Source organism: Microvirga brassicacearum, assembly GCF_008757455.1.
Taxonomy (GTDB): domain Bacteria; phylum Pseudomonadota; class Alphaproteobacteria; order Rhizobiales; family Beijerinckiaceae; genus Microvirga; species Microvirga brassicacearum.
On the sequence record NZ_VCMV01000012.1, the window covers coordinates 48,071 to 69,509 of the forward strand.

Here is a 21,439-nt window from a genome sequence, read left to right on the forward strand (position 1 = left end):
ATTTTCTGACCAGCTTGTCTTCAACAGCCTGATTGATCCGGTAACAGACCAACATCGTGCAGGATGCCGAAGGGCGTCCGAAACCCTGCAGAAGCCATCCGAAACAGTCGTTGAGGCCCACGAAGGCGGGGGCGTCACCCATGATCTGAGCAGGCAGGGAAAGGGTGTCTGGAAGAGGTAGCAAGGGGTGTGTCGAAGACCGAAATAAGGTTCAAGGAACCTAGCAGTTTTTGTGTTGTCCGGAGGGACCCACAAAAACTGCGGTATTGAGCCTATTTTATTATCGGGAATCTCCTGAAGTCCGGAGTGGTTGTATCATAACGGGCAATAAGCCCGGAGTGGTTGTATCATAACAGGGCTTCAGGGTTCTTGATGGGGCGTTCTTATCGGGAGGTTTTGGGGTCTGGATGGGCCTCGGTCGGGCATCCTTTGACCCGTTCTTTCCGGGGCTTCTGTCTGGCTCCGTGAGGTCGTCAGATCCGGGCATGGAGCTCCGTTCTCACCGGGATCCACTTTGGGCAGTTCTCTGGGCTCCCGTAGCAGCTGCCGTTCTTTTCTGGGGCCGTCTTAAAGGGCAGGGCCGTCCAGCTGCCCTCGCCTGGGGTTTCAAGCGATCGGCAAAATAAGGGCCGGCTGGCTCAAACCCCTTATTCTCTAGGGCTTTGCGCGTTGTTTCTGGGGCTGTGACGGGCCTCTCGAGGCGAGCCGAGGGATTGGCGCCGTCGTGTTCTCCATGGGACTCTCGGGTCCTCTCTGGGGCTTCTCAACCTGGCTTGGCTGCCTTCGCCGGCCGATCGCCTCGATGCGAGCGTGTCCGGGCGGTGGGGCAGCAGCACTTTTCCCGTCTCAGCGGCCTGGGACGCCCTTGCTTAGGTTCGTGGAGGATTGCGCCTGAAATCCCCCTAAGGGCACTCCACGGTCTTCCTAGGGAGCTTTCATAACGACGTTGCGATTGCGGAGCAGCGCCAGGTTCCTCTGGAGCCTTTCTAGGACCCATTTCTCTCGGGATGAGGCGCTCTCAGGCCTGCTTCTCGCTTCGCCGCGTCGGAGGGCCGGCCAGGCGCTTCCTACGGCCAAGTTAGATTCGCATAATATGAATTATGGAACCTAAGTATTTGATTTCATTGATATTTTTGGCATTGACAGACTCAACAAGCGGTTTGCATTTCAATTCGCCGACCGGGGCGATTTATCGTGCCGCGATTCTCGTGAAACGTCGGCGAGATCAATAGCTTGGCAATTCGCAAGTGCAATTTGCGTGGCGCCAACAAAACACTCCTGGCCCGATCGACCGCAAATCTGAGGCACATCTAACTTTCACCGGTGCTGCGAAACTGTGCCATTTTCTCGGCACCTGTTATTGCCGCAACCAATCAGGTGCCAATAATTGTGTGAACTTCTAGTCATAACAAATAACACACGTCCTGCAATTTCTCCGGCTGCGTTCATTGACAGTGCTCTCCCGGCCATTCGTCGGCGATCAACTCGACCTCTGAAAGAGTGCTGCAGACCCGGTGCAAAATTTCAGCCCGGATAATCAGCAGTATTCTGCCTGTCCTCATCGGATGATGAGCGGGACGTTCCGGGCAAGCGGCAAGTGCGATTTTCTCGTCCAGACGGACCTATCATTTCGTTGCCGCGCGACTGCCGCAGGCGGAGGACCGAGAAGCTTGAATTCGGAAGCGAGTGGCTCCGACGGGGAGAACTCACGCGCCCGAACATTTCGGTAAAAGCAACGACGGGCGCGGATGAACGGGCGGTCATTGGCCACCGCCCGCCCTAGTGCCGAGCAGACACTTCCCACCGGTCTCGCAGACGTCGTTTCGCCGCCCGGCGGGGTCGATCACGATAGGATGTCGGCGGGATGTTGCGTCATGGCGAAACAGAGGGTGCCCCGACAGGCCTTGATCCGGATCAAACGAGGATCTGTGGCACGACGGCGATCCTCGAAAGTGTAGATCAACCGAGCGCAACCAAAAAACCGTGCTTTCTGAAATTTTCTGCGAATAATCTTTCGGCTATTGGCACATAGCCGTCCGATCCGATAAAATGTCTTTTCCAACAGTTAGAGCAGCGACGATCCTGCAATCTAAGTTGGTCTTTTTCGGCGACATTTGTTTAGGAACTCGCGATGAGCGGCTTTGGATACATCTGGGGTTACGAACGTCCCAAGCAGAAAGAGGCGCGCCATCTTCGTAATATTGCGGTGGTGGCCGAGGCTCGCCGAGTGGAATTGCGCAGGGCATACGAAGACGGGCTTGCCGCTGTTGATCGGGACGTGAAACTGGAGGAAACCCAGCTTGAGATCGTTCGGCTGTCATGCCCAGACGGCCGCTATGACAGCGAAATTGCGACGAAAGTGGCCACGAAATTCGGTGTCGTGGCTGCCAGCGTTCCCCCAAAGCGTCCTCGCGGCAGGCCTCGCATCTATGGCCTGAACGATCCCCGCCCTCCGCGTCCTTCCCGGGCTAAAACGCCTGCGGGTCGTCTCCGAGCCGCCTCGATGCGATTCGCGGCGAAACGTTCGTCCCGTCGCGCGCCTTCGTGTGAGATATCCGCCATTCCATCGTCCGCTCGCACGTCGGTACCGAAGATCGCCTCAGAGATCGGTCGTTCTTTGATGGAGTCGACGATCGCTGGCAGCCGTGGTGTGGATGCCATTGAGGCGGATCAGATCCGGATCGAGGTCGCGGTGAGCGATCATTCGATCTCTGTCGACACTCATATCGACCGTGAGCTGGTCGAGCTGAATTCCGTTGCGCCGGAGACTGTTGAGACTGCGGTGATTGACGCGGCTCTCGCCGAGCCGACGGTGGAGGTCGAGGAGCCGAAGCCGAAGGAGCTGATCAGCTTTCTGACGTGCGATCGCGATGACACTGAAGTGGCGATTGATGATTTCGTCGGGTACTCTGCCCTTCAGCATCATTATTACACGACGCATGAGTTCACGACCATTTCGCGCGGTGAATTCGAGCATCGGCTCGATTATGATTTCACGGATGCTGGTTCGATCGAGAAGGCGGCACCTGAAGTTCGGGCATTGTTCAAGGGCTATGGCCTCAGCACCCATTTTCCGACCTATGACCAAAAGCAACCCGAACTCGGGATGAAGGATGAGGATCTGCTTGAATGGCTAAAGGTGACGCTGTTTGCCCCGCCAAGGGGACACAGCGACCTTGAAAATTATCTTCGGGAATATGACACGCCCCGCGCTCTTTATCGCATGTTCCGAAGCACGGTCGAACCCGACATTCAGGAAGAGCGGATTCGTGTCGAGGAGGTTTGGCCCGCGATCGACGATCGCCTGTGGTATGTCGAGCTCCATTACAATGACTATAAATCCGGCCGGATTTCGTTGGATTGCGCACTCGTGCGGGTGGCATTCGAAGACCACCAGAACTTAGGCAATCTGTCGGACGAAGCACAGGCAATCTGGGACAAGGTCGTTGACGCCATGAACTGGTTTGACGGTTTCTCCCGTCTGGACATGGCTAAATGGGCGGGTCGTGATTTGTCGGTTCCTCACTGGCACAGGACGCATGAGGGGTTCCCGGGATTTATGTACCCCGAGCGGCTTCATCATGCGGTGTTGTCTGACGCATTCCGGGAAACCGAGCTTTTTCTTAAATATACGCCCCCGACGGATGATGAGTTGGAAGAGGTCAAGCGGACCATGCCCGACCCATTCCGGGTGCATGACTGAGATCATTTAAGAGAGGGCGGCCATCGCAAAGGTGAACCGCCCTTTCCTTTTGGGCGAGATCCAGATTTCGGGGTTTGAGCCGATAGGTATGAAAAAGGGCGGCCGTTGTGAGACGGGCCGCCCTTCCCTTTTGGATCGTTCGCTACTGCTTAGCAGCCTTCCGTCAATCGGTCTTTCGCATGTTGCCGCCGAGTAGGCTTCGAGATCTGCGAGCCCTTTTGTCAGCCAGGCTTTGGCCGTGCGGATCGCATAGTCCTTCATCTCGTCCTTTGCTCGTGAATGTCTTCTTCAGCCGTTGGTCAAAGACCGTGGCAGAGTAGGCATGCGGCCTTGGGTCGTCACGTGATCGCGATTCTGAGGCGACTGTGAGAGTGCCCGCGGGACTATGGAGCCGCTCACCGTCACCGTATAGGGCGTGGGTCCCAGGTCGGGACGGGTCGTTCGGTTGGTGTCTTTTCGGTCATGACCGTTCCATTCGATTTAGACTGCGGCGCTGACCGCATCCGCGTGTGGCGGATGTTGAGTCGGACCCGGGGTCTGATCACGCGGCGATTTTGATCGCATCCGAGTGATCCCGGAGAAATTGCCTTCGCTCGCATTTCCGTCCTCGTCGCCTCCAGCCAGATCAGCAGCAGCTTCATTGTTGCCGACATGATCACACTTTCCGTCACCCTCGGTGCCATGCTGGCTGGCGCAAAGCGCGGCGTGTTCAACCTTTGATCAGCGCCACCGGAGTTACTTGACCCGTGGTACTGGGCTCGCGTCCGGCTGGGCATCGTCCGGCCAAGCAGCTTCATCACCGCCAGCAGCTTTATCTCTGTCCGGTTTCGCTGATCAATTAACGGCGCCCTCCGAACGGGTTCGTTATAGTTAGACCGTCAATCGTCTGGCCGTCGTGCAGGTCCTCGGAATAAAGGATCGCACACCCCGCGCGGGCGGCAGCAGCAACGATTGAGCTATCGTAAACTGAAAAGCCGCAGCGGCGTCTGATATCAAGAGCTTGATCGTGAATCTCGACCGTGAGGGGCTCGATGCCACAAAAATGGCGAACCCCGGCCAAGACACTGCGTACCTCGTCAAGATCCATCTTGAGCTTCCGGATCATCACGTTGGCGGCTTCGTTGAGTACCTGAACGCTGATTGTCCCACCTTCAGCAAGGAGAGCCTCGGCACGATCAGCCTTGTTCGTATCCGACGACATCAGATAAAGAATAACATTCGTATCGAGGAAAGGCTTAGCGCTCATTGGATTCTAGCCGATCAAACCGGAACCCAGAGGGGAGGCGGCCGCGGAATTGGCGCAAGCGAGTTAGAATCTCTGCTGCCTCGGGTGTTTTCGATACCTCAAAGGCTCGCTCGCCAGCAACAGCTATCTCGATGTCGTCTCCTTCCTTCAGCTTTAAAGCCTCGACGACAGCGGCAGGGAGGCGAACCGCCAGTGAGTTTCCCCATTTTGCAACTTGCATGTCATCCTCCTAGATATACATCTCTTAGTTTGTATATCTAATGCGATGGGTTCACAGAGACAAGTGCCCGTCTCAGTATCAGACTGATCGATGCAGCCCGTTCCTGGTCACTTTCGGTTCCTAACCCTGGGAGCCCAAGAGGGTCAAAGACCGACGAGGTGTGGTCTCCGAGGTCTTTGAGAGCACTCCAGATCACATCACCCCTGAAGAACCTTTTCACTCAAGATCAAAGGTGTCGAATGAACCCATCCTAACGTCCACGCGGACAGCCCGAGATCCGTCGAGAACAGGAATCCTTCGGCACCGAATGTCTCACCGGTCACGCTCTCGGCCTTAAGGCCGATGCGATTCGCAACGCTAGCTTCGACGAGTCACGGTCGTCGGAAAATATGCCTCGGCATGGCTGAAATGCTGGCACCCGGACGTCTTCTGCTGGGTCGTCAATTCCCAGCTGATGGGCTTCTACGCGCCAGCTCAGATTGTCCGCAATGCGCGCAGTCACGGTGTCGAGGTTGACGTGACATCTATCATTGACTAAGTTCAATAAACTAAGTCTAGAGATTGCCCATGGAAATCGTCAATATTCATAAGGCGAAGACCCATCTCTCCCGCCTCGTCGAGAACGCCGCCAAAGGCGACCCCTTCGTGATCGCCAAGGCAGGAAAGCCGCTCGTGCGGGTCAGCCCGGTCGACGCTCCGGAGGGCGGGCAGATCCGTCGTCTTGGATTTTTGGAGGGCCATCTCAAGGTCCCGGACGATTTTGATCAGATCGGCGCCGACGAAATCGCCGCCTTGTTCGGCGCAGAACCGTGAAACTCTTGCTCGACACGCATGTCCTGCTCTGGGCCGCCGGAATGCCGGACAGACTTTCCGACGCGGCGCGGGCACTTCTCGACGATCCTGTCAACGAGCTGATGTTCAGTGCCGCGAGCCTGTGGGAGATCGCCATCAAACGCGGGCTCGGCCGGCCCGACTTCGTGGTCGAGCCGCGGCTCCTGCGTCGCGGCCTCCGTGACAACGGTTACGGCGAACTGCCGGTCACCAGCGAGCATGCCGTCTCGATCGAAAGCCTGCCGCCGATTCACAAGGATCCGTTTGACCGCATGTTGATCGCTCAGGCGACGGTGGAAGGGATTGCTCTGGTGACCGCCGATGCGATCGTGGCGACATATCCAGGACCCATCCGGCTGGTCGGACCGCGGTAAGATTGTCCAGCCGCCGGACAATCGGCCGAGCTTATCGGAAGGCTCGGCGACGCCGGGACGATCGCCGGCAACCGGTCAATCAGCCAGAAGTCCCACCTCGCGCATGGCAGCTTCAAAGATGGTCCGTGCGTTTTCGAGCTCGCCCCTGCCCTGCAAGACGTCATGACAGGCCTTCATGGCGGTGCGGACAAGGTGGTCGCCCTGCGCCATCCCGGGAACCTCGTAGAGCAGGATTTCGGCCGCCTCGTCGACCCGGGAAACGATGCGGCGGCCTGCTCTGGTACAGACCACCACCGGCCCTGAGAATGCCTGTCCTGTCATGGCGCTATTCTACCACGATGCCGGCGGAAAGCTGCGTCCCGGCTGGGACTAACCCTTTCGGACCTGACGGCCGCCGGCAGCGATGCAGTGACGTCAAGACTGTCCAACCGGCAGGCAGTGGCAGTCAATCGCTCCCCTTACCAGGCTGCCCGGCCTCTTGGTCGATCCAGGTGAAGGCTTTTGCCAGCAGCGCCTCGCGGTCGGAGGCGAGGATGACCACCGGGCGCTCGCGGCGGCGGGCGACGAAGGCGATCCAGTCGGCGGCAGTGCGCCGGAGCCGGATCTTGTGGCCCTGGTGTTCGACGAGCTCGACCACGCGCTCGCCCTCCGGATGATTGCTCATCCCCTGCCCCTTATCGACTCATTCACGTTGCCGCAGTCCTTGACTGCTGTTGCCGCGGAGTAAACGGGGCCGACGACGGTTTGTCGAGGCCGGTTCGCTGACTTTGCCCATTCACGGCAGCGAGCTTCTGGCCGGAACCTTCAGCACGCTCTCCCCGCTCTCCGCCTCCATGAACTGTCCATCGGTCGGGATGACGAAGCCGCTGCCCATCGGCGGCAGCCGGCGCAGTCGCCGGCAGGCAATTGTCGCGGTGACGTCCGCACGCTGTTCCGATCCGACCAGCCTTGTCGCCTGTCTGGAGGAGTCGATCCGGCCGGTGATGACGAGGCGCTGGTCGGGAAAGGTCCAGCGAAAACGGCCTTCGCGCTCCTCCCACGATCCCCGCCATCGTCCCGCCGGCGCGCGGGAGGTATCAAACAGATAGGGACTGACCGCACCGTTCTGAATCTCGCCACCGCCGACGCCGCCATCGGCGTGAAACACGATGACAAAGCGGGACTGGTCACTCGCCCGGCTGCAGTGCCACAGGGTGTCAGAAAGCGAGGCGCCGTTCGCCGCCCCAGCCGGCAGTGTGAGGAAAAGAGCCACGATGGCAGCGGGCAAGCGGTTCATCAAAGCGGGGGTCCATCGGAAGGCGGAAATGTAGGCAGATCTCACAGGACACGGGCAAGCGCTCCTTCCTGCGGGTCATGTGCGTTGACTACGCGCAAATCTCGCAAATTCTCGACATTTGCCTGCGGCAAAACCGGTAGCGCTACGCCCCAAGTGCCGTGGCGCAAAGAATCCCAAACAGGTCAGCCCACTCTCGGGGCGGGAGCTGATCCGAAATAACCGCTTCCCGCACGGCCTTCCGTTACGCTACGCTTTATCGAAACGGGTCGCTGGCACAGCCACGACCGACCTCTGGGATGGAAAGCAAAAACCGGATGAGCCAGCGCATCTTCCTCGTTGCGGCGCCGTTTGCCCGCCTCGCTGCCCGCGCCGAAGGCGGTTCAAGGATCATGGAGGGGCATTTTCCAGTCACGCCGGAGCGCGGCACCTCGGTCGAGATCGCCGGCGAGACGGCGTCCCTCATCGTGACAAGCACCCTCGATGGCAGCGCTGATCGCACCGAAATCCCGCGTGCTCATGCCGACGCGCTGATGGCGGTCACCGCAGGGCGCATCGATTGCCTGCAAACCAGCCTGATGCTTGACCGCCGCCCGGTGCGGCTGAGCCGTATCGTTACGCCGGGGCTTCTCGACCTCGTCACCGTCGACTTTGACAGTGACGAAGAAGCCCGCGCCTTCGCGCCGCCGGACTGGTTCGGGCCCGAGGTCAGCGACGACGCGGGTTATCGCAGCGGCACCCTCGCCTTGCAGGGCCTGCCGGAGGCGCGCGAGATCACCGTCAGCAATGCCGGACTCGACAGCCTGCTCGATACGCTTGAGAACCGCGCCTCGCGCCAGGCTGCCCGGGCCCTGACGGCGCCGGTCGAGAGGCCGCGCCCGGCTCCGGAGCGCAAGCCGGCGGAGACCGACGATCCCGAGGTCACGAAAATCGAGGACGACGTCATCCGTGAGCTCGCCCGCTCGCTGCAGCCGCAGCGCCGGTGACCCTCGCCACACGATGACGGAGCGCATATTCCCGCAGCGGCTTGCCGACAGCTTCGGCCAAAAGGCTTTGGCATGAGGCCGCGCGGCGGCTAAGACCACCCTCCACAAACCACAAACAAAAGGTCGATCAGGAGCGATCATGGGACGCGGAAATTCGCATCGGGAGCGCGACCGCTCCAGCACCCGCCATGCCGAGGATTCATGGGGCGACGCGCCGCCGTCTCCGCCACCGGTGCGACCGAGACTGCCGTCGACGTCCCTGCCGGAGGCCGGCGCCGGCGTGACGGCTCGGGTCAAGTGGTTCAATCCCGACAAGGGATTCGGTTTTGTCGCCCTCGCCGACGACTTGGGCGAGGCGTTTCTGCCGGCGCGAGCGCTCGAGGCAGCCGGTTACCGCAGCCTTGAGCCCGGCGTCACCATTGTCGCCCGCCTGAATCCCGGTCCGAAAGGTCCGCAGGTGGCCGCGATCATCAGCGTCGATTCCAATACCGCCGCACCCGAGCCGCGGCGGCTGCTCCGTCCTGACCGGCCCGCCTTTCTCGGGCGGGAACGGCATCCTCAACCAGAATCGAGCACGGGAGCCGCAACTCCCGACCGCGACGGTATCGTCAAATGGTTCGATCCCGTCAGGGGCTTTGGCTTTGTCACCGTCGCGGGTGAGCCCAAGGACCTATTTGTGCATGTCTCGGTCCTGCAGAGGACTGGCATCAGTGCCGTCGCGCCGGGCCAACCGGTTCGGGTTGCAGTGATGGCGGGCCGCAAGGGCAATGAGATCGGCGCGCTCAGCCTACTCTGATCGATCCGACGATCTGGCGTCGCCGCTGCGTTGTGGCTCGTGGTCTGTCCCCTCACCGCTTGCAACTCCGCGGCACGGGTTTTCTCGTTCATGACCGTCAAGGGGTCGCGGCATCGCCGGGATTGCGATCGCCGGCGATGCCGAGCCAGGCGCGAATTTCCTCGAGTGTCGCGAATTCATGTTCGAGCTCGCGGAATGGCGCCGGCCGCTCGGCCGGCGGCAGATCGCGCAAAAGCTCGACAAACCAGCGCACCTGCTCGCCCGAGGTGCGAACGACGCTGCCGATGATGCGGCTATCGTAATGAAGATCATAGCTTCCCGGCGCGAGTCGGGTCAGGGAATAGGGCATCGCCGGTTTATGAGCCTTTCGCGACGATCGGCAAGCGCGAATGGGACGTGGCAGAGGCCGCGGGCGTTCTCAGAGGCGACCGATTCCGGTATGGTCCGATTCGACGACAATCTGTCATGCTGGCGGCGCCGCGCTTGGCGACTCGCCACAAACCTGTCCTTCGACTGGATATTGCCCGTTGAACGATGCCGTCGCCGACGCCCGTCAGATCAAGCTCGCGCTCGATCGCGCCCGCAGCCGGATCCTGGGTTACACCGGTCTTGACGCCGGAGACGATCTGATCGGCGCGGTGCTCGCCGCCTGTGCCGACGCCGCCTTCGGGGTCGCGCCGCATTCCGAGCTCGAGGAAGCCCAGCGCGGGATCGCCGCTCGGTGTCGGCGGCTGGTCGATGTCACGAATCGCTTTGTTGTCCGCGATTTCGAGCTGATCGCGCTGTCACGGCGGCGGGCGATCGCCGCCGTCGATGTGTTTCAGGACGTGATCACCGGCGGCCATAAGGGCGGCGTGGCCCCTCAGCTGTCTGCAGCAGGCCTGCTCCGCGAGCGGGCGCGCTAGGCAGCCTCGCCCTGCGCGATGCGATCACCCAATCTTCATTCAGGAAAGCGGCGTCTTCCAGGGCCCATAGGAGACATAGGCCAGCTGGATAAAGAGCAGCTGCAGGGTCTTCTGTTGCGCGATCCGCATCTCTTGCGGTGCGCCGGTCCTGGTGTCGTAGAGAAGCGTGCAGCTTTGTCCGGTCTGATCGAAGCGGGTGTGATGCCACATCAGGTCGATGCGGATCTCGCCCGGCGCATGGGTCACCTCATAGCCGCCGATGCGGTGGACCGGCGGCGCCTTCAGCGCGATGCGTCGTTCCCTCCCCTCCTCGGTCATCGTCACATCGCCGATTCCGGCGGCCTCGCCCTTGAAGTGGCGGCCCGGGCTCATGAGGGTCCCGATAAACGAGAACTTCGCGGCCCGCGTCACCGGAACAAGGTCAATCAACCGGCGCGCGTCGGCGGACGAAAATGTGGCGCCGTCAGTGACGAGACGGTCGATGAGCGCGTTCGCCTCAAGCCGCGCCGCATGATCAAGACTGGGGCCGGTCATCGGCGGAGCCTTGCCGGGTTCGGTGCGGACTGCAGCGGGCAAAAGCTGATGGTGGAGGGTGTCATGGAGACTCTTCTTTGAAACATGGAATGGTTCACCGCGATCGCGAGCGCAAGGCGTTTCGCTGTTGGCGCGGCTTGGTGATCGGTCCGGGAATCGAAACGTGCTGGTTTTGGCTCGGGCGACATGACTTTCTCGCCGGATGCCTCAAACGAGCGTCTTACTCCTAGCTGTTCAGCGGGCGCGTTCCTTTTTTGGCGACCGCCGCCGGCGCGACCGGGACGACGCCGATGTCGTCGCCGTCCATCACCAGCCGGACGCGCGTGGCGCCGGCCTTGCGGATCTCTGCGAGGCGCAGGTCGAGGGTCGCGCAGCGACGCTGGAACGCCCCTGCCGAGACGCCAAGCGCCGAGGTCATGGCGCCAGCGAGCACTTCGGCATCGAGACCGTCCTTCGCCAGGGTCAGCCCGTGCGAAGCGACCTGCTGTTCGAGACGGCGTCGGCACGCCTGAGCCAGTTCTGGCAGGCTCAAACCCTCGAGGCAGAAGACGGCGTCGACACGGCGCAGCAGCGCCGCCGAAAGACCCGCGTCGGACAAAAGCTTGAGGCAGGCGATGTGCTTGTGGTCAGCCGACAGGCCGGCGCGGGCGAGCTGACTCACGCTCTCCTGCGCAACGGCAGTCATCAGTACAAAGATCGCCGCATCGATCGGAATTCGAATTCCCGCCGTGTCGAGAATAAAGCCACTACACCAGCACGCCATCAGGCGCTCGAGCGCATGCGGGTCAGCCTGTTCAATCCCATCGAGGATGATGACCGAATGCGGCGCGGTCATCAGCTGATGAGTCAACGATCCCGGACGCGGACCCGTCGGCCCGGACTTGAACAGCCGGGCGGCGGACAGCTCCGGGTCGGCGAGATTGTAGAGGTTCCAGTCGTAGCCAAGGACTTTGGCAACGCCGCAGGCGATCGCGTCTTTCACATGGGCGAGGTCGTGACCGGCAAGGAGGAAGATGCCTGTCGGTTGTGTGGGCTTGGCCAGCGTGAGCTGATCGCGCAGTTCGGCGGCGAGCGCGAGAAGCGTTGCGTCATGCCCGATCACGGCGCTGCCAAGGGCATCGGCAATCATGGCGGCCGACGGCGCGGGCGCCACGGGATTGCGCTTCGGAGGAGTTTTCATCAAGTGGTTCCTAGGGTGGTTTCGAGTATTGGAATTTGCGTCGATGGCTTCGGCGCCGGTTGAATATGAATCTTGCTAATGGTCTGTCTGAGATATCTTGGTTCTTCCGGGATTTAAGATGCCTCTCCTTTTGTCGTCTGTTGCGTTTGATTGATTTTATGCTTCTCTCTTCTGGCGGCGGCGTCAGGCTCTCCGCCGTCATCACCAGCGGCGGCATGACCCCGCTCACGGCCTGTGCGGCAGTTCGGCATTGGGAGTTCACCGGTTTTCATGCGACGGCCCTTGCAAGGACGGTATGATCGGACCTATCTGGAGAGGGCTTGAGTCGCAGGAGTGACCGTCCCCTCCCCGGTCCGCCGTGACCAGGCCGATCCCCTCAAACTTGCCGGGCCAGCAGGCCCGGATTTTCTGTCAGGGTTCGGAGGTTTCCGTAACCGGCACCTTTTTCCAAAGAAAGCGATCTCCGGGTGCCGAGGTCTTCAGGCCGGAGTGCGGCACGCGTCAGCGACACGGGTCTACAAACAGTAAGGAATGGAATGCTTCGCCAGCACCGCGCGTTTACCGTCGAGATCAAAGGCCGCCGCAAAGCCGGCGCCTTCGACTGGAAATCGGCCTTCGCGGCCGCCGAGAACCCTCAAAAGCTATCGCGGGCATTGCCGCAGGTGAGGACGAGCCGGTCCGAAGACAACATCCCGCCGAATGAGCCGGCGCCGCGGCGCGTTTTGCCGGCACTGCCGCAAGACGAGCTTCCTTCCAAACCGCCAGTGGCGGAGACCACCGCGGTCATCCGCCCTGCCCCGCCGGTCGAGACGACGCTTCCTCGGGCACCCGCGCTGACGTCAGGCGCCAAGCGCGTTGCGGTTGCAAAACTGACAAGCGACCGTCCTGTCGGGAACGAGGCGGCCGAATCCGACCGTCCGCAAGCGGCAATCCCACCGCCGATCGATCCGATTTATCGCACGCGCAGGATCGCCGCCGCGCTGTCGCGCGCCGAGAAATGGAAGCGCCGTCTGCCGGTGGTCCTCCGTTAGGTGGCGAGGAGCCGCAACGGAGCGTCCGGATCATCGGCTCGCATCGCCTTGGCGGATACAACCGCCGGGCGGCCGGTTGGACGGGTTGACCGCCTTGATCAGTCTTCCGGGACGGCATCACTCTCCCAGTTGTCAAAGATCAGCTGGAACTCCGTCTCCCCCTCAGCCCTGGCCTTCGTCAAAAGTTCGATCAGCTGATTTTCGAGTTCAGCCGCAGATTCCCCGACAGGCGGATCCATCCACTCGACCAGAATCCTGGCATCGATGTCGCCGGGCTTGTACTGAAATCCGTGGGCTTCAATCTGCATGACGATCCACCGATACAAAGCTCGAACCTGCTCCCCGGCCGTGTTCCTGCGCAGGCAGAAGACGCGGTTAATGCTGGTCAGGAGCGAGGCAGGAAAGCCCGCATCGAGCAGCATCCTGAGACTGGCGACATGCAGCCGGTCCGGATCGGTCTCATCGCGGGCGAGCTGACCGACCGGCTCCTCGGCAACATTGGTCACCAGCATGAACGTCGTTCCTGCGAGTGAGATGGCTTCATTCTCACTGTCGTGAAGCACACCCGTCCTCCAGGCTGTCTGCAACCGGGTGATGATCGCCGGATGCGCCTTGGTGATCGCGCCGAGAACAATCATCGCTCCCGGATGGGTCTTCAAATGGTCGACGAGAGTTGTCGTCGCCTCGTCGCGCGGGTCCACCGCACCACCGGATTGAAACAGCGCTTCGGGATCCTGACCCGATCGCGCTGATAGATCGTAGCCAGCACCGTCCCACTGCAGCGTTTCTTCCAGGCTGCTGACGATCCGGGCCTTGCTCTGCCGATCGGGGCCGGCCAGCAGAAACACACCGATCGGTCGATCGGCTGGGCGCGAGAACGCGCGTTGCGTGACCTCCGCCCCGATGGCATCGGCAGCAGCGTCCTGGCCGCGCACCCCGGCTTTGATCCCGGCTGCGAGCTGTTGCTCACTGAATCGGGGTGTCTGTGACGAGAGTGTCACCATGAAAGTCTCCTTCGGTTTGGGGACGGCGAGCGCGCCCTCTGACGCGCCTCTTTGCCGGAGGAAGCCAAGACCGTCGCGACCCCGGCGGAGCCTGGATGAAGGCCCGCACTCTGAAGACGTTCTTCCTGGGATTTTACTGGTCTCTTCCCTCGCCAACCCTCTGCTTTGACCTTTTCTCGTTCCGTCGGAGACTATGGTTCGGCCCAGCCGGCGCCGCGGATGCTCCAGACCGACCCAACGCTTCCTCACGTTTCACGATCGCGTGCCAGCCGCGTCCGCCGTGCTGCAATGCTCCTCTGCCGCCGACCATCGCCGGACCCCGCTTGCGCGCTTGAGGCTTGGACTGAGGCAACCGGCATCGGCAGGTCGGCGTGATCCAGCGTTTGCTGATGCGTCTCGTGACGAAACTAAAACAGGTGTTTGCCCCGTCGGATGACCCACCGACGAACTCACCTTCGACGACACCCGGCGCAGGATCACTCCGGCAATTGATCATTGGCCGACAACGGTGTCACCCTTCGACAGACCAGATCTCTAGCTTGATGTTAACAGTGGGTTCAGAAGAGCACGGTCAGCACCGCTTACCTCCCGCTGGTCCATGAAATCCGGCAACCGCAGGGCCGCACTCCTCACTTCGTCAAGAACCTGCTCGGCCGCGTCCCGTTTGAGCCCGAAGGCCGGGTATGTGGAGAATGCCGTCGCCACATCCCGTTCCGCTGAAATTCCCGGTGCCGGCGCGCAGACATGCTGCTTGCGGCCGAGATAGGGAACGATATCGAACGCCGGCGAGAGCTCCCAGTGGCTGCCCTTGTTGATCACCGCATGGTTGCGCAGATGATCGTCGGTGTTGTGCAGGAAGGCGTTGACGAGGAGGCGCCGGAAGATGTCCGTCTCCGGCGCCGGGACACCGATCGACCGCGCGACTGCGACCATATCCGCATAGGTTTTGGTCGTCCCATAGCTGCCCGGCAGCTCTGTCAGAAGCGTCCCGAAACTGAGATAGCCGAACGGCCTCCCTGTTTCCGATCGATCGAAGCGCCGCACGAGCAAGACCGAACGGCCGGTGATCGTGACCAGGCGGCGTTCCGGCACCGGAATGCCGGCAGCCGCCGCCACATCGAGACAGACAGCCTCAACGCGCGGATCGTCGAACCTGTCGCTCCAGGTCGGGAACTTCGCAATCCACTCCCCGTCCCCGTCGCGCCAACGCACCTTTGGACGCGCCCCTCCGACATCGGCGCTTGTCCGCACAAGCAAAGCCAACTCATCCGCGGTGGCGCGGCCCTCATCCGCAGCCATCGCCGCGGCCATCAACGCTTCGAGGTCATTGACGAGCATCGGATGCTCGGCGGGCGAGAGATCCTCTGGGCGCCAGATTCCGGGTCCCCTCTCAGCCGAAGCGCCGAATGCCAGGTCGCCGGTGCGATCGCTGCTGCCGAGAGCCAGGAACTCTCCGGCACCAAGACTGCATGCCTCAAAGGCCATAGCGAGGACGTTTCGGCCAAAGCCTTCCGGCCCGGCATCGAGACAGGCGAGCGGCACCTCCGGCACGCCGGCAAACGAGCGTCTGACCCTAGGCAAGTTAATGGGGTCGATCGCCGCCGCCTCCGGACGCTCCAGATACTCGCGGGCGTAGCGGAAGCGGCCAGGCCGAACAGACCCCCTGCCCTCAAAAGTCAGCTCGCCCGCCGCGACATATCTACCATCTGCCGCCTTGAAGACGGTGAGATGATCCAGACGACCGGAAGACGATACGCGCCACATAAGGAACTCTTGGTTTTTGTTTAAAGGGATTTTCGAATTACTCTGACTACATCTCGTATTTTAGCCCAAAAATAATTCAGTCCGCAGAAAGCTGCGACGCCCGACCGGTCAGGTTACGCGCATTTGTGACCGAGGAAAGGAAATGCGGAAGCGGACCTTCACCTAAGGTCTTACCCCCGCCTCGGTCTGACCCAAAACCGACTTCCGTAGGCCATGTCGCGATGACCGCTTCGCGCCGTAAGTGGACGTTCGATGTACTTCCGGAATGTGCCAGGAGCGGCTCTTCCCGGGTTCCGTTTTATGTCCCGGAAAGACGCTCCTCGCGCACTCGGTCGTCTAAAGCAGCGCTTCGCCCCGGAACATCGGGATGCAACTGCCGCCGACACGCGAGTGATAGCCATCCTCGGCGCGCCACGACGTCACCTTGAGCAAGCTCGGCCGGCCCATCTCGACGCCCTGTGTGATGGTGAAGGCGGCCTTGTCTCCACCATCAAGCAAGAGCAGCAGAGCGCCGAGCGTGGCGCTGGCGCTTCCCGTCGCCGGGTCTTCCCAGGTGCCTGCGAGTGGTGCGAACATCCGTGCTCGGATCGTGTTGCCATCACGCGCATAGAGGAACAGCGACAAGCGTCCGGCCAGTTCTCCATGCAGCCGCACGAGCTTGCGAAAAGCGGCGAGATCAGGCGTCGCTCTGGCAAGAGCTTCCGGCTCGACCTGCGTCAGCACGAACTTGACGCCGACGGAGGCGTTCACCGGCTTGTGGGCTGCTGTAGCGATATCGTCACTTGAAAGCCCGACGCAGGCGGCGATCTCGGCGATCGGCAACTCCATACCGAGGGACAAGGCCTGCGGCGCCGCAATAGCTGCCCCTGTCACCGCTCCAACTGCATCACGCTCCACAGCGATCTCGACGAGGCCAGCCTTCTGCTCGAACCGCAGCACACCGCCGCGGTCCCGGCCATGGCGCGCCAGCACATAAGCCGTGCCGACATTGGGATGGCCAGCAAAGGGCATCTCAGCCGTGCGATGGAAGATGCGCACACGGGCATCATTAACCGGATCGTCGGCGGGCAGGACGAACGTTGTCTCGCTGTAGTTCATCTCCGCCGCGAGCGCCTGCATCTGTGCGTCGGAAAGCCCGCGCGCATCGGTAACGACAGCCAGCGGATTTCCACCGAAGGGGCGGTCGGTGAAGACGTCTACAGTCTCATACGGAAAGCGGGGCATGGCAGGTTCCAAAGACGGAGCGGATTCAACCATTTCCTATCAGCCAAGCCGGATGAAAACTAATTCAGCGACGGAATGTGACTGATCACCTTTGCTGTTTGTCGGAGCTGGCCTGATCGGCTTTCTGTCTTTGGCGTTGCAACGTCTAGAGCCACCGGTCGTTCACCCCGAAGTCTGCACTGGGTCATCCGAGGAAATTGCGGGCGCCTTGGAAGGGTCCGCTACTCCCCGCTCGAGCGGACATCGACCTACTTCGCAGATGTGCCACAAACGGTCGTATGGCACCCGATAATGCCTACACAAGGTTTCATGCGCCGCCAACGCCCGTTCAGGGAATTCGCTCGATCCTGAGCGGGAATTTCCCCCGCACGAGCAACGGCTCGAAACTACCCTGGAAGCGGCCGAGGCGGATCAACCCTTCCGACCAGCGATAGCCGGCGTAGAACAGGGCTAGGTTCCCCCACGGCGCGAAGTAGCACAGATCGCCGGCTGCCTCGTTGCCGAACGGCCCGCTTCCCTCTTCCGTGAGCTTGCGCGGGAGGTAGGCAATCTTCTCGTTCTTCCCGTAGTTGTCGATCGTCAGGTCCAGCGGCAGGAGGGACACAAGATCGCGCGCTGACGGATTGTCGTACAGGGTCGCGGTCATGCTCTTCCCGTTGAAGGTCAACCTTATTCTCATGTCGGTCGGTTCCTGACGTGTTGGCACGTTCCTCTGTTGGGCGAAGGATGGTCTGGGCAAGGCAACGCTCGCGAACATCGCCCCGAGCAGCGCACGGCGAAGCGGCGAGAATGAGTTCTCCGTCATGGCAGGCACTCCTCCAATGACTGACTCCGTCCGGAGATATCCGACCGAACCCGGTAGGCACAAAGACCTGCAACGGCAGCACCGATCACGAGAACGAGTGCACTGAACGCAAAGGTCGCCTGATATCCCTCGTGGTCGAACAGCCAGCCGCCGGACGATGCGCCGATCGCGATCGCGAGCTGAACCGCGGCGACCATAAGGCCGCCACCCGCTTCGGCATCATCAGGAAGCGCCTTGCTGAGCCAGGTCCACCAGCCGACCGGTGCCGCAGTGCCGATCAGCCCCCACATCGCAAGCAGCGACGTCGTCGCGAACGGTGAATGACCGAGCAGGGTCAGGGTACCTCCGATGACTGCCATGAGCAGCGGCAGGACGATCAGCAGGCTGTAGAGCCGCGTCTTGAACAGGAGCCCAATCAGGTAGGTTCCGACCACGCCGGCCCCGCCGATGACGAGAAGGATCAGAGAGAGCATCGACGTGTTCACTGCGGTCACCGTCTCGAGGAAGGGGCGCAGGTAAGTCTGGAGGACGAATTGGCCCATGAAGAGTAATGAGACTGCGGCCATGCCAAGCGGAACGGTGCGGCGGCGCAAGACGCGGAAGACGGTCCCGCTTCTCTCCGTCTTCGCCGGCATCGACGGCAGGCTGGCGAACAGCCAGGCGAGCGTTATGGCCGCGAGCGGCACGACAGCGAAGAACGCACCGCGCCAGCCGATATACTGGCCAAGGAAACTTCCCAACGGCGCCGCGATCGTGACCGCAAGCGCGTTGCCGCCATTGAGGAGGCCAAGGGCGCGCGGCACCTGGGATTCCGGCACCATGCGCATGACCGTCGCTGCCGACATCGACCAGAACCCGCCGATGACGACGCCAACGAGCGCTCGTCCCGCCATGAAGACGGCGGTATTCGGCGCGAAGGCGACCATCACGCCCGAGAGGATCATCACCAGCGTGAGGCTCAGCAGCACCACACGGCGGTCGATGCCGCGCGTGAGACTGGAGATCGACAGGCTGGTCAGGACGGCGAACAGCCCGGAAACGGCGATTGCCTGGCCCGCCATTCCCTCGCTCACACCGAGGTCGGAGGCGATCGGGGTCAGGAGGCTGACCGGCATGAACTCGGAGGCAATCAGCGTCGCAACACAGAGCGTTAGCGCGAAGACGGCGCCCCACGAAGCTGTCGCCGGGGCGGATGGGCTGGTTGCCGTGGTGCCTCCGTGCTTCATGATTGGTCCGTGTTGAGAAGCACGTCCAGCGTCCTTGTCGGCTGCGGGACGTGCTGCATTGAAGTATTCGTAAGGCCCTGGGTCGCTTACGAGCTCAGGTTGCCGCGGAAGAAGTCGGTCAGCTTCCCGAACGGGATCAGGTCCACCCGGTCATAGAGATCGACATGACCTGCGTTCGGAACGATGTAGAGTTCCTTCGGCTCGCCCGCCCGCTTGTAGGCATCCTCGCTGAACTCCCGCGAATGCGCCTTGTCGCCAGTGATGAAGAGCATCGGTCGCGGTGAGATCGTCTCAATGTCGTTGAACGGGTAGAAGTTCATGAACTTCACCGCGCTGCTCAGGGTCGGCTTCGTCGCAGTTCCGCCTGCTGCCCCTTCGGGGTGTAAGCGCCTCTTGGCGTCCGGTAGAAATCGAAGAACTCGCGCTGGATCGGATCGGTGCTCTCGGTGAGCTCGTTGACCGTGCCCGGAATGTACTGCGTCTCACCGCCGGCGAATTCGACCAGGCGCTGAGCCGTCGCCTTCTGGATGAAGTCCTTGCGCTGCTCCAATGTGACTGACTTCTTCAACCCGTTCCGGAAGGCGGCGCCCATGTCGTACATGCTGACGGTTGCGATCGCCTTCATGCGCGGATCGATCTTGGCCGCGCTGACGACGAAGCTGCCGCTGCCACAAATGCCGAGCGCACCGATGCGCTCCTGGTCGACGAAGGATTGCGTGCTCAGAAAATCAACCGCGGCGCTGAAATCGTCGGAATAGATGTCCGGGGCGACGAGGTGACCGGGCGTGCCCTCGCTCTCGCCCCAGAAGGACAGGTCGATGGAGAGCGTCACGAATCCCTGCTCGGCCATCTTGGTGGCGTAGAGATCGGCGCTCTGCTCCTTCACCGCGCCCATCGGGTGCCCGACGACGATCGCGGCCAACCTGGCATTCGGCTGCATGTCCTTGGGCGTGAAGAGATGACCCGCCACCTTCATGTTGTATTGATTCCGGAAGGTCACGCTCTTCACGTCGACCCGATCGCTCTTGTAGAAGTTGGCAGCACCGTTCGACATGTCCTGAGCCAATGCCGGAGAGGCGCTGACAGCGAAGCCGGACACGGATCCCAGCAAAATGGCGAGGCTTAGGGCTAGTTCCTTCATCTCATCGTCCTTCCTTGAATTCCATGGGGGCTTATCCGTCCGGTGGGGCTTGTGTTCATCCACCACCAGCCCGGATACGGTTCGGACCAAGCTCATCGCTCGGCACAGAATTCAATTTAGCGGCTGCGCACTCATAGAATTAGATGCTATATCTATCTTGGGGCTATAAGTGAGGCTTATGAATGGTTCGGGAGAACGTCAGCGATCTGGTCGCATTCATCACCGTCGCGCGCGAGGGCAGTTTCACCCGGGCTGCGGTCCGGCTCGGCGTCTCCCAGCCGGCCCTGAGCCAAGCCATGAGAGGGCTCGAGGAGCGGCTGGGCCTGCGGCTCCTGAACCGGACCACCCGCAGCGTCGCGCCTACCGAGGCCGGCGAGCGCCTTCTTCGCAGCATCGAGCCGCAATTCGCGCAGATCGAAGGAAGTCTCCTGGCGCTCACGGAGCTGAGGGACAAGCCATCAGGCGTCGTCCGCATCACGTCGACCCAGCATGCGGCCGAGACCGTGCTCTGGCCACGGCTATCGAAAGTAATGCGCGACTATCCCGACATTACGATCGAGCTCGTGACTGACGAGGGTCTGACCGACATTGTGAGCGCACGTTTCGATGCCGGCGTCCGGGTGGGCGAGTTCGTCGAAAAGGATATGATCGCGGTGCGCATCGGCCCGGAAATGCGGCAGGCGATCGTCGGAACGCCGGATTATTTTAAGACTCATCCTGTGCCAAAGCGTCCCGAAGACCTCACCAATCACCGCTGCATCAACCTGCGACGGGTTACGCGAGGTGGGTATTTTCCCTGGGAGTTCGAGAAGCGCGGCCGCGAAATCAACGTGCGCGTCGAGGGGCAGGTTGCGGTCCACAGCCTGGAGCTCGCACGCAGTGCCGTCTTGGACGGGCTTGGGCTGGCTTACCTGCCCGAGGACCTCGTCGGAGAGCAGATTGCGAAAAAGCAGCTCGTACGCGTACTGGAAGATTGGTGTGAACCGTACCCGGGCTACCACCTCTTTTACCCAAGCAGCCGGCAACATGCCCCCGCTTTTGCTGTCGTGCTGGAAGCGCTTCGCTTTCGCGGCTGAATGCAGCAAACCCTCGGCCCGTAGGCTGTAGTGGCAGCGGTGCGCTGTTCCATGAAATGCCCGCTTGGGTCAGAGTTTGACCTTCGAAGCTCGCAGTGAACGTCTGCTTATCGACAGTAA

At 61.5% G+C, this 21,439-nt stretch carries 24 protein-coding genes; 9 read left to right on the plus strand and 15 right to left on the minus strand.

Going from position 1 to position 21,439, the window contains the following annotated elements:
* Window positions 1-2,209: 2,209 nt before the first annotated feature.
* Window positions 2,210-3,703: a hypothetical protein gene (locus FEZ63_RS07540; RefSeq protein WP_150943023.1), complete on the plus strand. Its 1,494-nt coding sequence runs from the start codon at window positions 2,210-2,212 to the stop codon at window positions 3,701-3,703.
* Window positions 3,704-4,541: 838 nt separating this feature from the next.
* Here FEZ63_RS07540 and FEZ63_RS07545 read toward each other — a convergent pair.
* Window positions 4,542-4,949: a PIN domain-containing protein gene (locus FEZ63_RS07545; RefSeq protein WP_150943024.1), complete on the minus strand. Its 408-nt coding sequence runs from the start codon at window positions 4,947-4,949 to the stop codon at window positions 4,542-4,544.
* The gene (locus FEZ63_RS07550; protein ID WP_150943025.1) at window positions 4,939-5,169 is read right to left on the minus strand and encodes an AbrB/MazE/SpoVT family DNA-binding domain-containing protein; all 231 of its coding nucleotides are present in this window, start codon (window positions 5,167-5,169) and stop codon (window positions 4,939-4,941) included. The genes FEZ63_RS07545 and FEZ63_RS07550 overlap by 11 nt, the downstream gene beginning before the upstream one ends.
* Before the next feature lie 567 nt (window positions 5,170-5,736).
* Here FEZ63_RS07550 and FEZ63_RS07555 point away from each other — a divergent pair.
* The gene (locus FEZ63_RS07555; protein WP_150943026.1) at window positions 5,737-5,982 is read left to right on the plus strand and encodes a type II toxin-antitoxin system Phd/YefM family antitoxin; all 246 of its coding nucleotides are present in this window, start codon (window positions 5,737-5,739) and stop codon (window positions 5,980-5,982) included.
* Window positions 5,979-6,374, plus strand: a complete 396-nt coding sequence (locus tag FEZ63_RS07560; protein WP_150943027.1) for a type II toxin-antitoxin system VapC family toxin — start codon at window positions 5,979-5,981, stop codon at window positions 6,372-6,374. Before FEZ63_RS07555 ends, FEZ63_RS07560 begins: the two co-directional genes overlap by 4 nt.
* Window positions 6,375-6,449: 75 nt before the next feature.
* Here the strand turns inward: FEZ63_RS07560 and FEZ63_RS07565 are convergent, their stop codons facing one another.
* From FEZ63_RS07565 to FEZ63_RS07575, 3 genes are all read right to left on the minus strand, one after another.
* On the minus strand, window positions 6,450-6,695 hold the full coding sequence (locus tag FEZ63_RS07565) for a DUF982 domain-containing protein (protein WP_150943028.1): 246 nt from the start codon (window positions 6,693-6,695) through the stop codon (window positions 6,450-6,452).
* Window positions 6,696-6,819: 124 nt separating this feature from the next.
* Complete coding sequence (locus FEZ63_RS07570) at window positions 6,820-7,038, minus strand: hypothetical protein (protein ID WP_150943029.1); 219 nt, start codon at window positions 7,036-7,038, stop codon at window positions 6,820-6,822.
* Window positions 7,039-7,149: 111 nt separating this feature from the next.
* Window positions 7,150-7,650, minus strand: coding sequence for a hypothetical protein (locus FEZ63_RS07575; protein ID WP_150943030.1), 501 nt, complete (start codon window positions 7,648-7,650; stop codon window positions 7,150-7,152).
* Between the two features lie 314 nt (window positions 7,651-7,964).
* On the opposite strand from FEZ63_RS07575, the gene FEZ63_RS07580 reads away from it, so the two are divergent.
* Together FEZ63_RS07580 and FEZ63_RS07585 are read left to right on the plus strand one after the other, a co-directional pair.
* A complete protein-coding gene (locus FEZ63_RS07580) occupies window positions 7,965-8,633 on the plus strand; it encodes a hypothetical protein (RefSeq protein ID WP_150943031.1) in 669 nt (222 codons plus the stop codon).
* A 139-nt stretch (window positions 8,634-8,772) separates the two neighbouring features.
* Complete coding sequence (locus FEZ63_RS07585) at window positions 8,773-9,429, plus strand: cold-shock protein (RefSeq protein WP_150943032.1); 657 nt, start codon at window positions 8,773-8,775, stop codon at window positions 9,427-9,429.
* Window positions 9,430-9,526: 97 nt separating this feature from the next.
* On the opposite strand, the gene FEZ63_RS07590 is transcribed toward FEZ63_RS07585, so the two are convergent.
* Entirely contained in the window at window positions 9,527-9,778 is a 252-nt protein-coding gene (locus FEZ63_RS07590) for a hypothetical protein (protein ID WP_150943033.1), read from the minus strand.
* A gap of 178 nt (window positions 9,779-9,956) precedes the next feature.
* On the opposite strand from FEZ63_RS07590, the gene FEZ63_RS07595 reads away from it, so the two are divergent.
* On the plus strand, window positions 9,957-10,334 hold the full coding sequence (locus tag FEZ63_RS07595) for a hypothetical protein (protein ID WP_150943034.1): 378 nt from the start codon (window positions 9,957-9,959) through the stop codon (window positions 10,332-10,334).
* Between the two features lie 39 nt (window positions 10,335-10,373).
* On the opposite strand, the gene FEZ63_RS07600 is transcribed toward FEZ63_RS07595, so the two are convergent.
* On the minus strand, window positions 10,374-10,868 hold the full coding sequence (locus tag FEZ63_RS07600) for a hypothetical protein (RefSeq protein WP_201274111.1): 495 nt from the start codon (window positions 10,866-10,868) through the stop codon (window positions 10,374-10,376).
* Window positions 10,869-11,094: 226 nt separating this feature from the next.
* Window positions 11,095-12,048, minus strand: a complete 954-nt coding sequence (locus FEZ63_RS07605) for a P-loop NTPase family protein (RefSeq protein ID WP_150943035.1) — start codon at window positions 12,046-12,048, stop codon at window positions 11,095-11,097.
* A 158-nt stretch (window positions 12,049-12,206) separates the two neighbouring features.
* Between FEZ63_RS07605 and FEZ63_RS24800 the strand changes: the two genes are divergently transcribed.
* Both FEZ63_RS24800 and FEZ63_RS07610 read left to right on the plus strand, forming a co-directional pair.
* Window positions 12,207-12,347, plus strand: a complete 141-nt coding sequence (locus FEZ63_RS24800; RefSeq protein WP_153245853.1) for a hypothetical protein — start codon at window positions 12,207-12,209, stop codon at window positions 12,345-12,347.
* 237 nt (window positions 12,348-12,584) lie between these two features.
* The gene (locus FEZ63_RS07610; protein ID WP_150943036.1) at window positions 12,585-13,079 is read left to right on the plus strand and encodes a hypothetical protein; all 495 of its coding nucleotides are present in this window, start codon (window positions 12,585-12,587) and stop codon (window positions 13,077-13,079) included.
* Between the two features lie 98 nt (window positions 13,080-13,177).
* Here FEZ63_RS07610 and FEZ63_RS07615 read toward each other — a convergent pair whose 3' ends face one another.
* The 7 genes from FEZ63_RS07615 to FEZ63_RS07640 all read right to left on the minus strand — a co-directional run bounded on the left by FEZ63_RS07615 (window position 13,178) and on the right by FEZ63_RS07640 (window position 20,243).
* Complete coding sequence (locus FEZ63_RS07615; protein WP_162419693.1) at window positions 13,178-13,927, minus strand: P-loop NTPase family protein; 750 nt, start codon at window positions 13,925-13,927, stop codon at window positions 13,178-13,180.
* 690 nt (window positions 13,928-14,617) lie between these two features.
* Window positions 14,618-15,847 carry a type II toxin-antitoxin system HipA family toxin gene (locus FEZ63_RS07620; protein ID WP_150943038.1) on the minus strand — a complete coding sequence of 410 codons (1,230 nt, stop codon included), beginning with the start codon at window positions 15,845-15,847 and terminating at the stop codon, window positions 14,618-14,620.
* Window positions 15,848-16,183: 336 nt separating this feature from the next.
* The gene (locus FEZ63_RS07625; RefSeq protein ID WP_150943039.1) at window positions 16,184-17,071 is read right to left on the minus strand and encodes a PhzF family phenazine biosynthesis protein; all 888 of its coding nucleotides are present in this window, start codon (window positions 17,069-17,071) and stop codon (window positions 16,184-16,186) included.
* A 328-nt stretch (window positions 17,072-17,399) separates the two neighbouring features.
* Window positions 17,400-17,876, minus strand: a complete 477-nt coding sequence (locus FEZ63_RS07630) for a cyclophilin-like fold protein (protein WP_150943040.1) — start codon at window positions 17,874-17,876, stop codon at window positions 17,400-17,402.
* The gene (locus tag FEZ63_RS07635) at window positions 17,873-19,102 is read right to left on the minus strand and encodes an MFS transporter (protein ID WP_150943041.1); all 1,230 of its coding nucleotides are present in this window, start codon (window positions 19,100-19,102) and stop codon (window positions 17,873-17,875) included. The genes FEZ63_RS07630 and FEZ63_RS07635 overlap by 4 nt, the downstream gene beginning before the upstream one ends.
* Window positions 19,103-19,188: 86 nt before the next feature.
* Window positions 19,189-19,431 carry an alpha/beta hydrolase gene (locus tag FEZ63_RS25130; RefSeq protein WP_201274112.1) on the minus strand — a complete coding sequence of 81 codons (243 nt, stop codon included), beginning with the start codon at window positions 19,429-19,431 and terminating at the stop codon, window positions 19,189-19,191.
* A gap of 8 nt (window positions 19,432-19,439) precedes the next feature.
* Window positions 19,440-20,243, minus strand: coding sequence for an alpha/beta hydrolase (locus FEZ63_RS07640; RefSeq protein WP_201274113.1), 804 nt, complete (start codon window positions 20,241-20,243; stop codon window positions 19,440-19,442).
* A gap of 182 nt (window positions 20,244-20,425) precedes the next feature.
* Between FEZ63_RS07640 and FEZ63_RS07645 the strand changes: the two genes are divergently transcribed.
* A complete protein-coding gene (locus tag FEZ63_RS07645; protein ID WP_150943042.1) occupies window positions 20,426-21,319 on the plus strand; it encodes a LysR family transcriptional regulator in 894 nt (297 codons plus the stop codon).
* Window positions 21,320-21,439 lie beyond the last annotated feature (120 nt).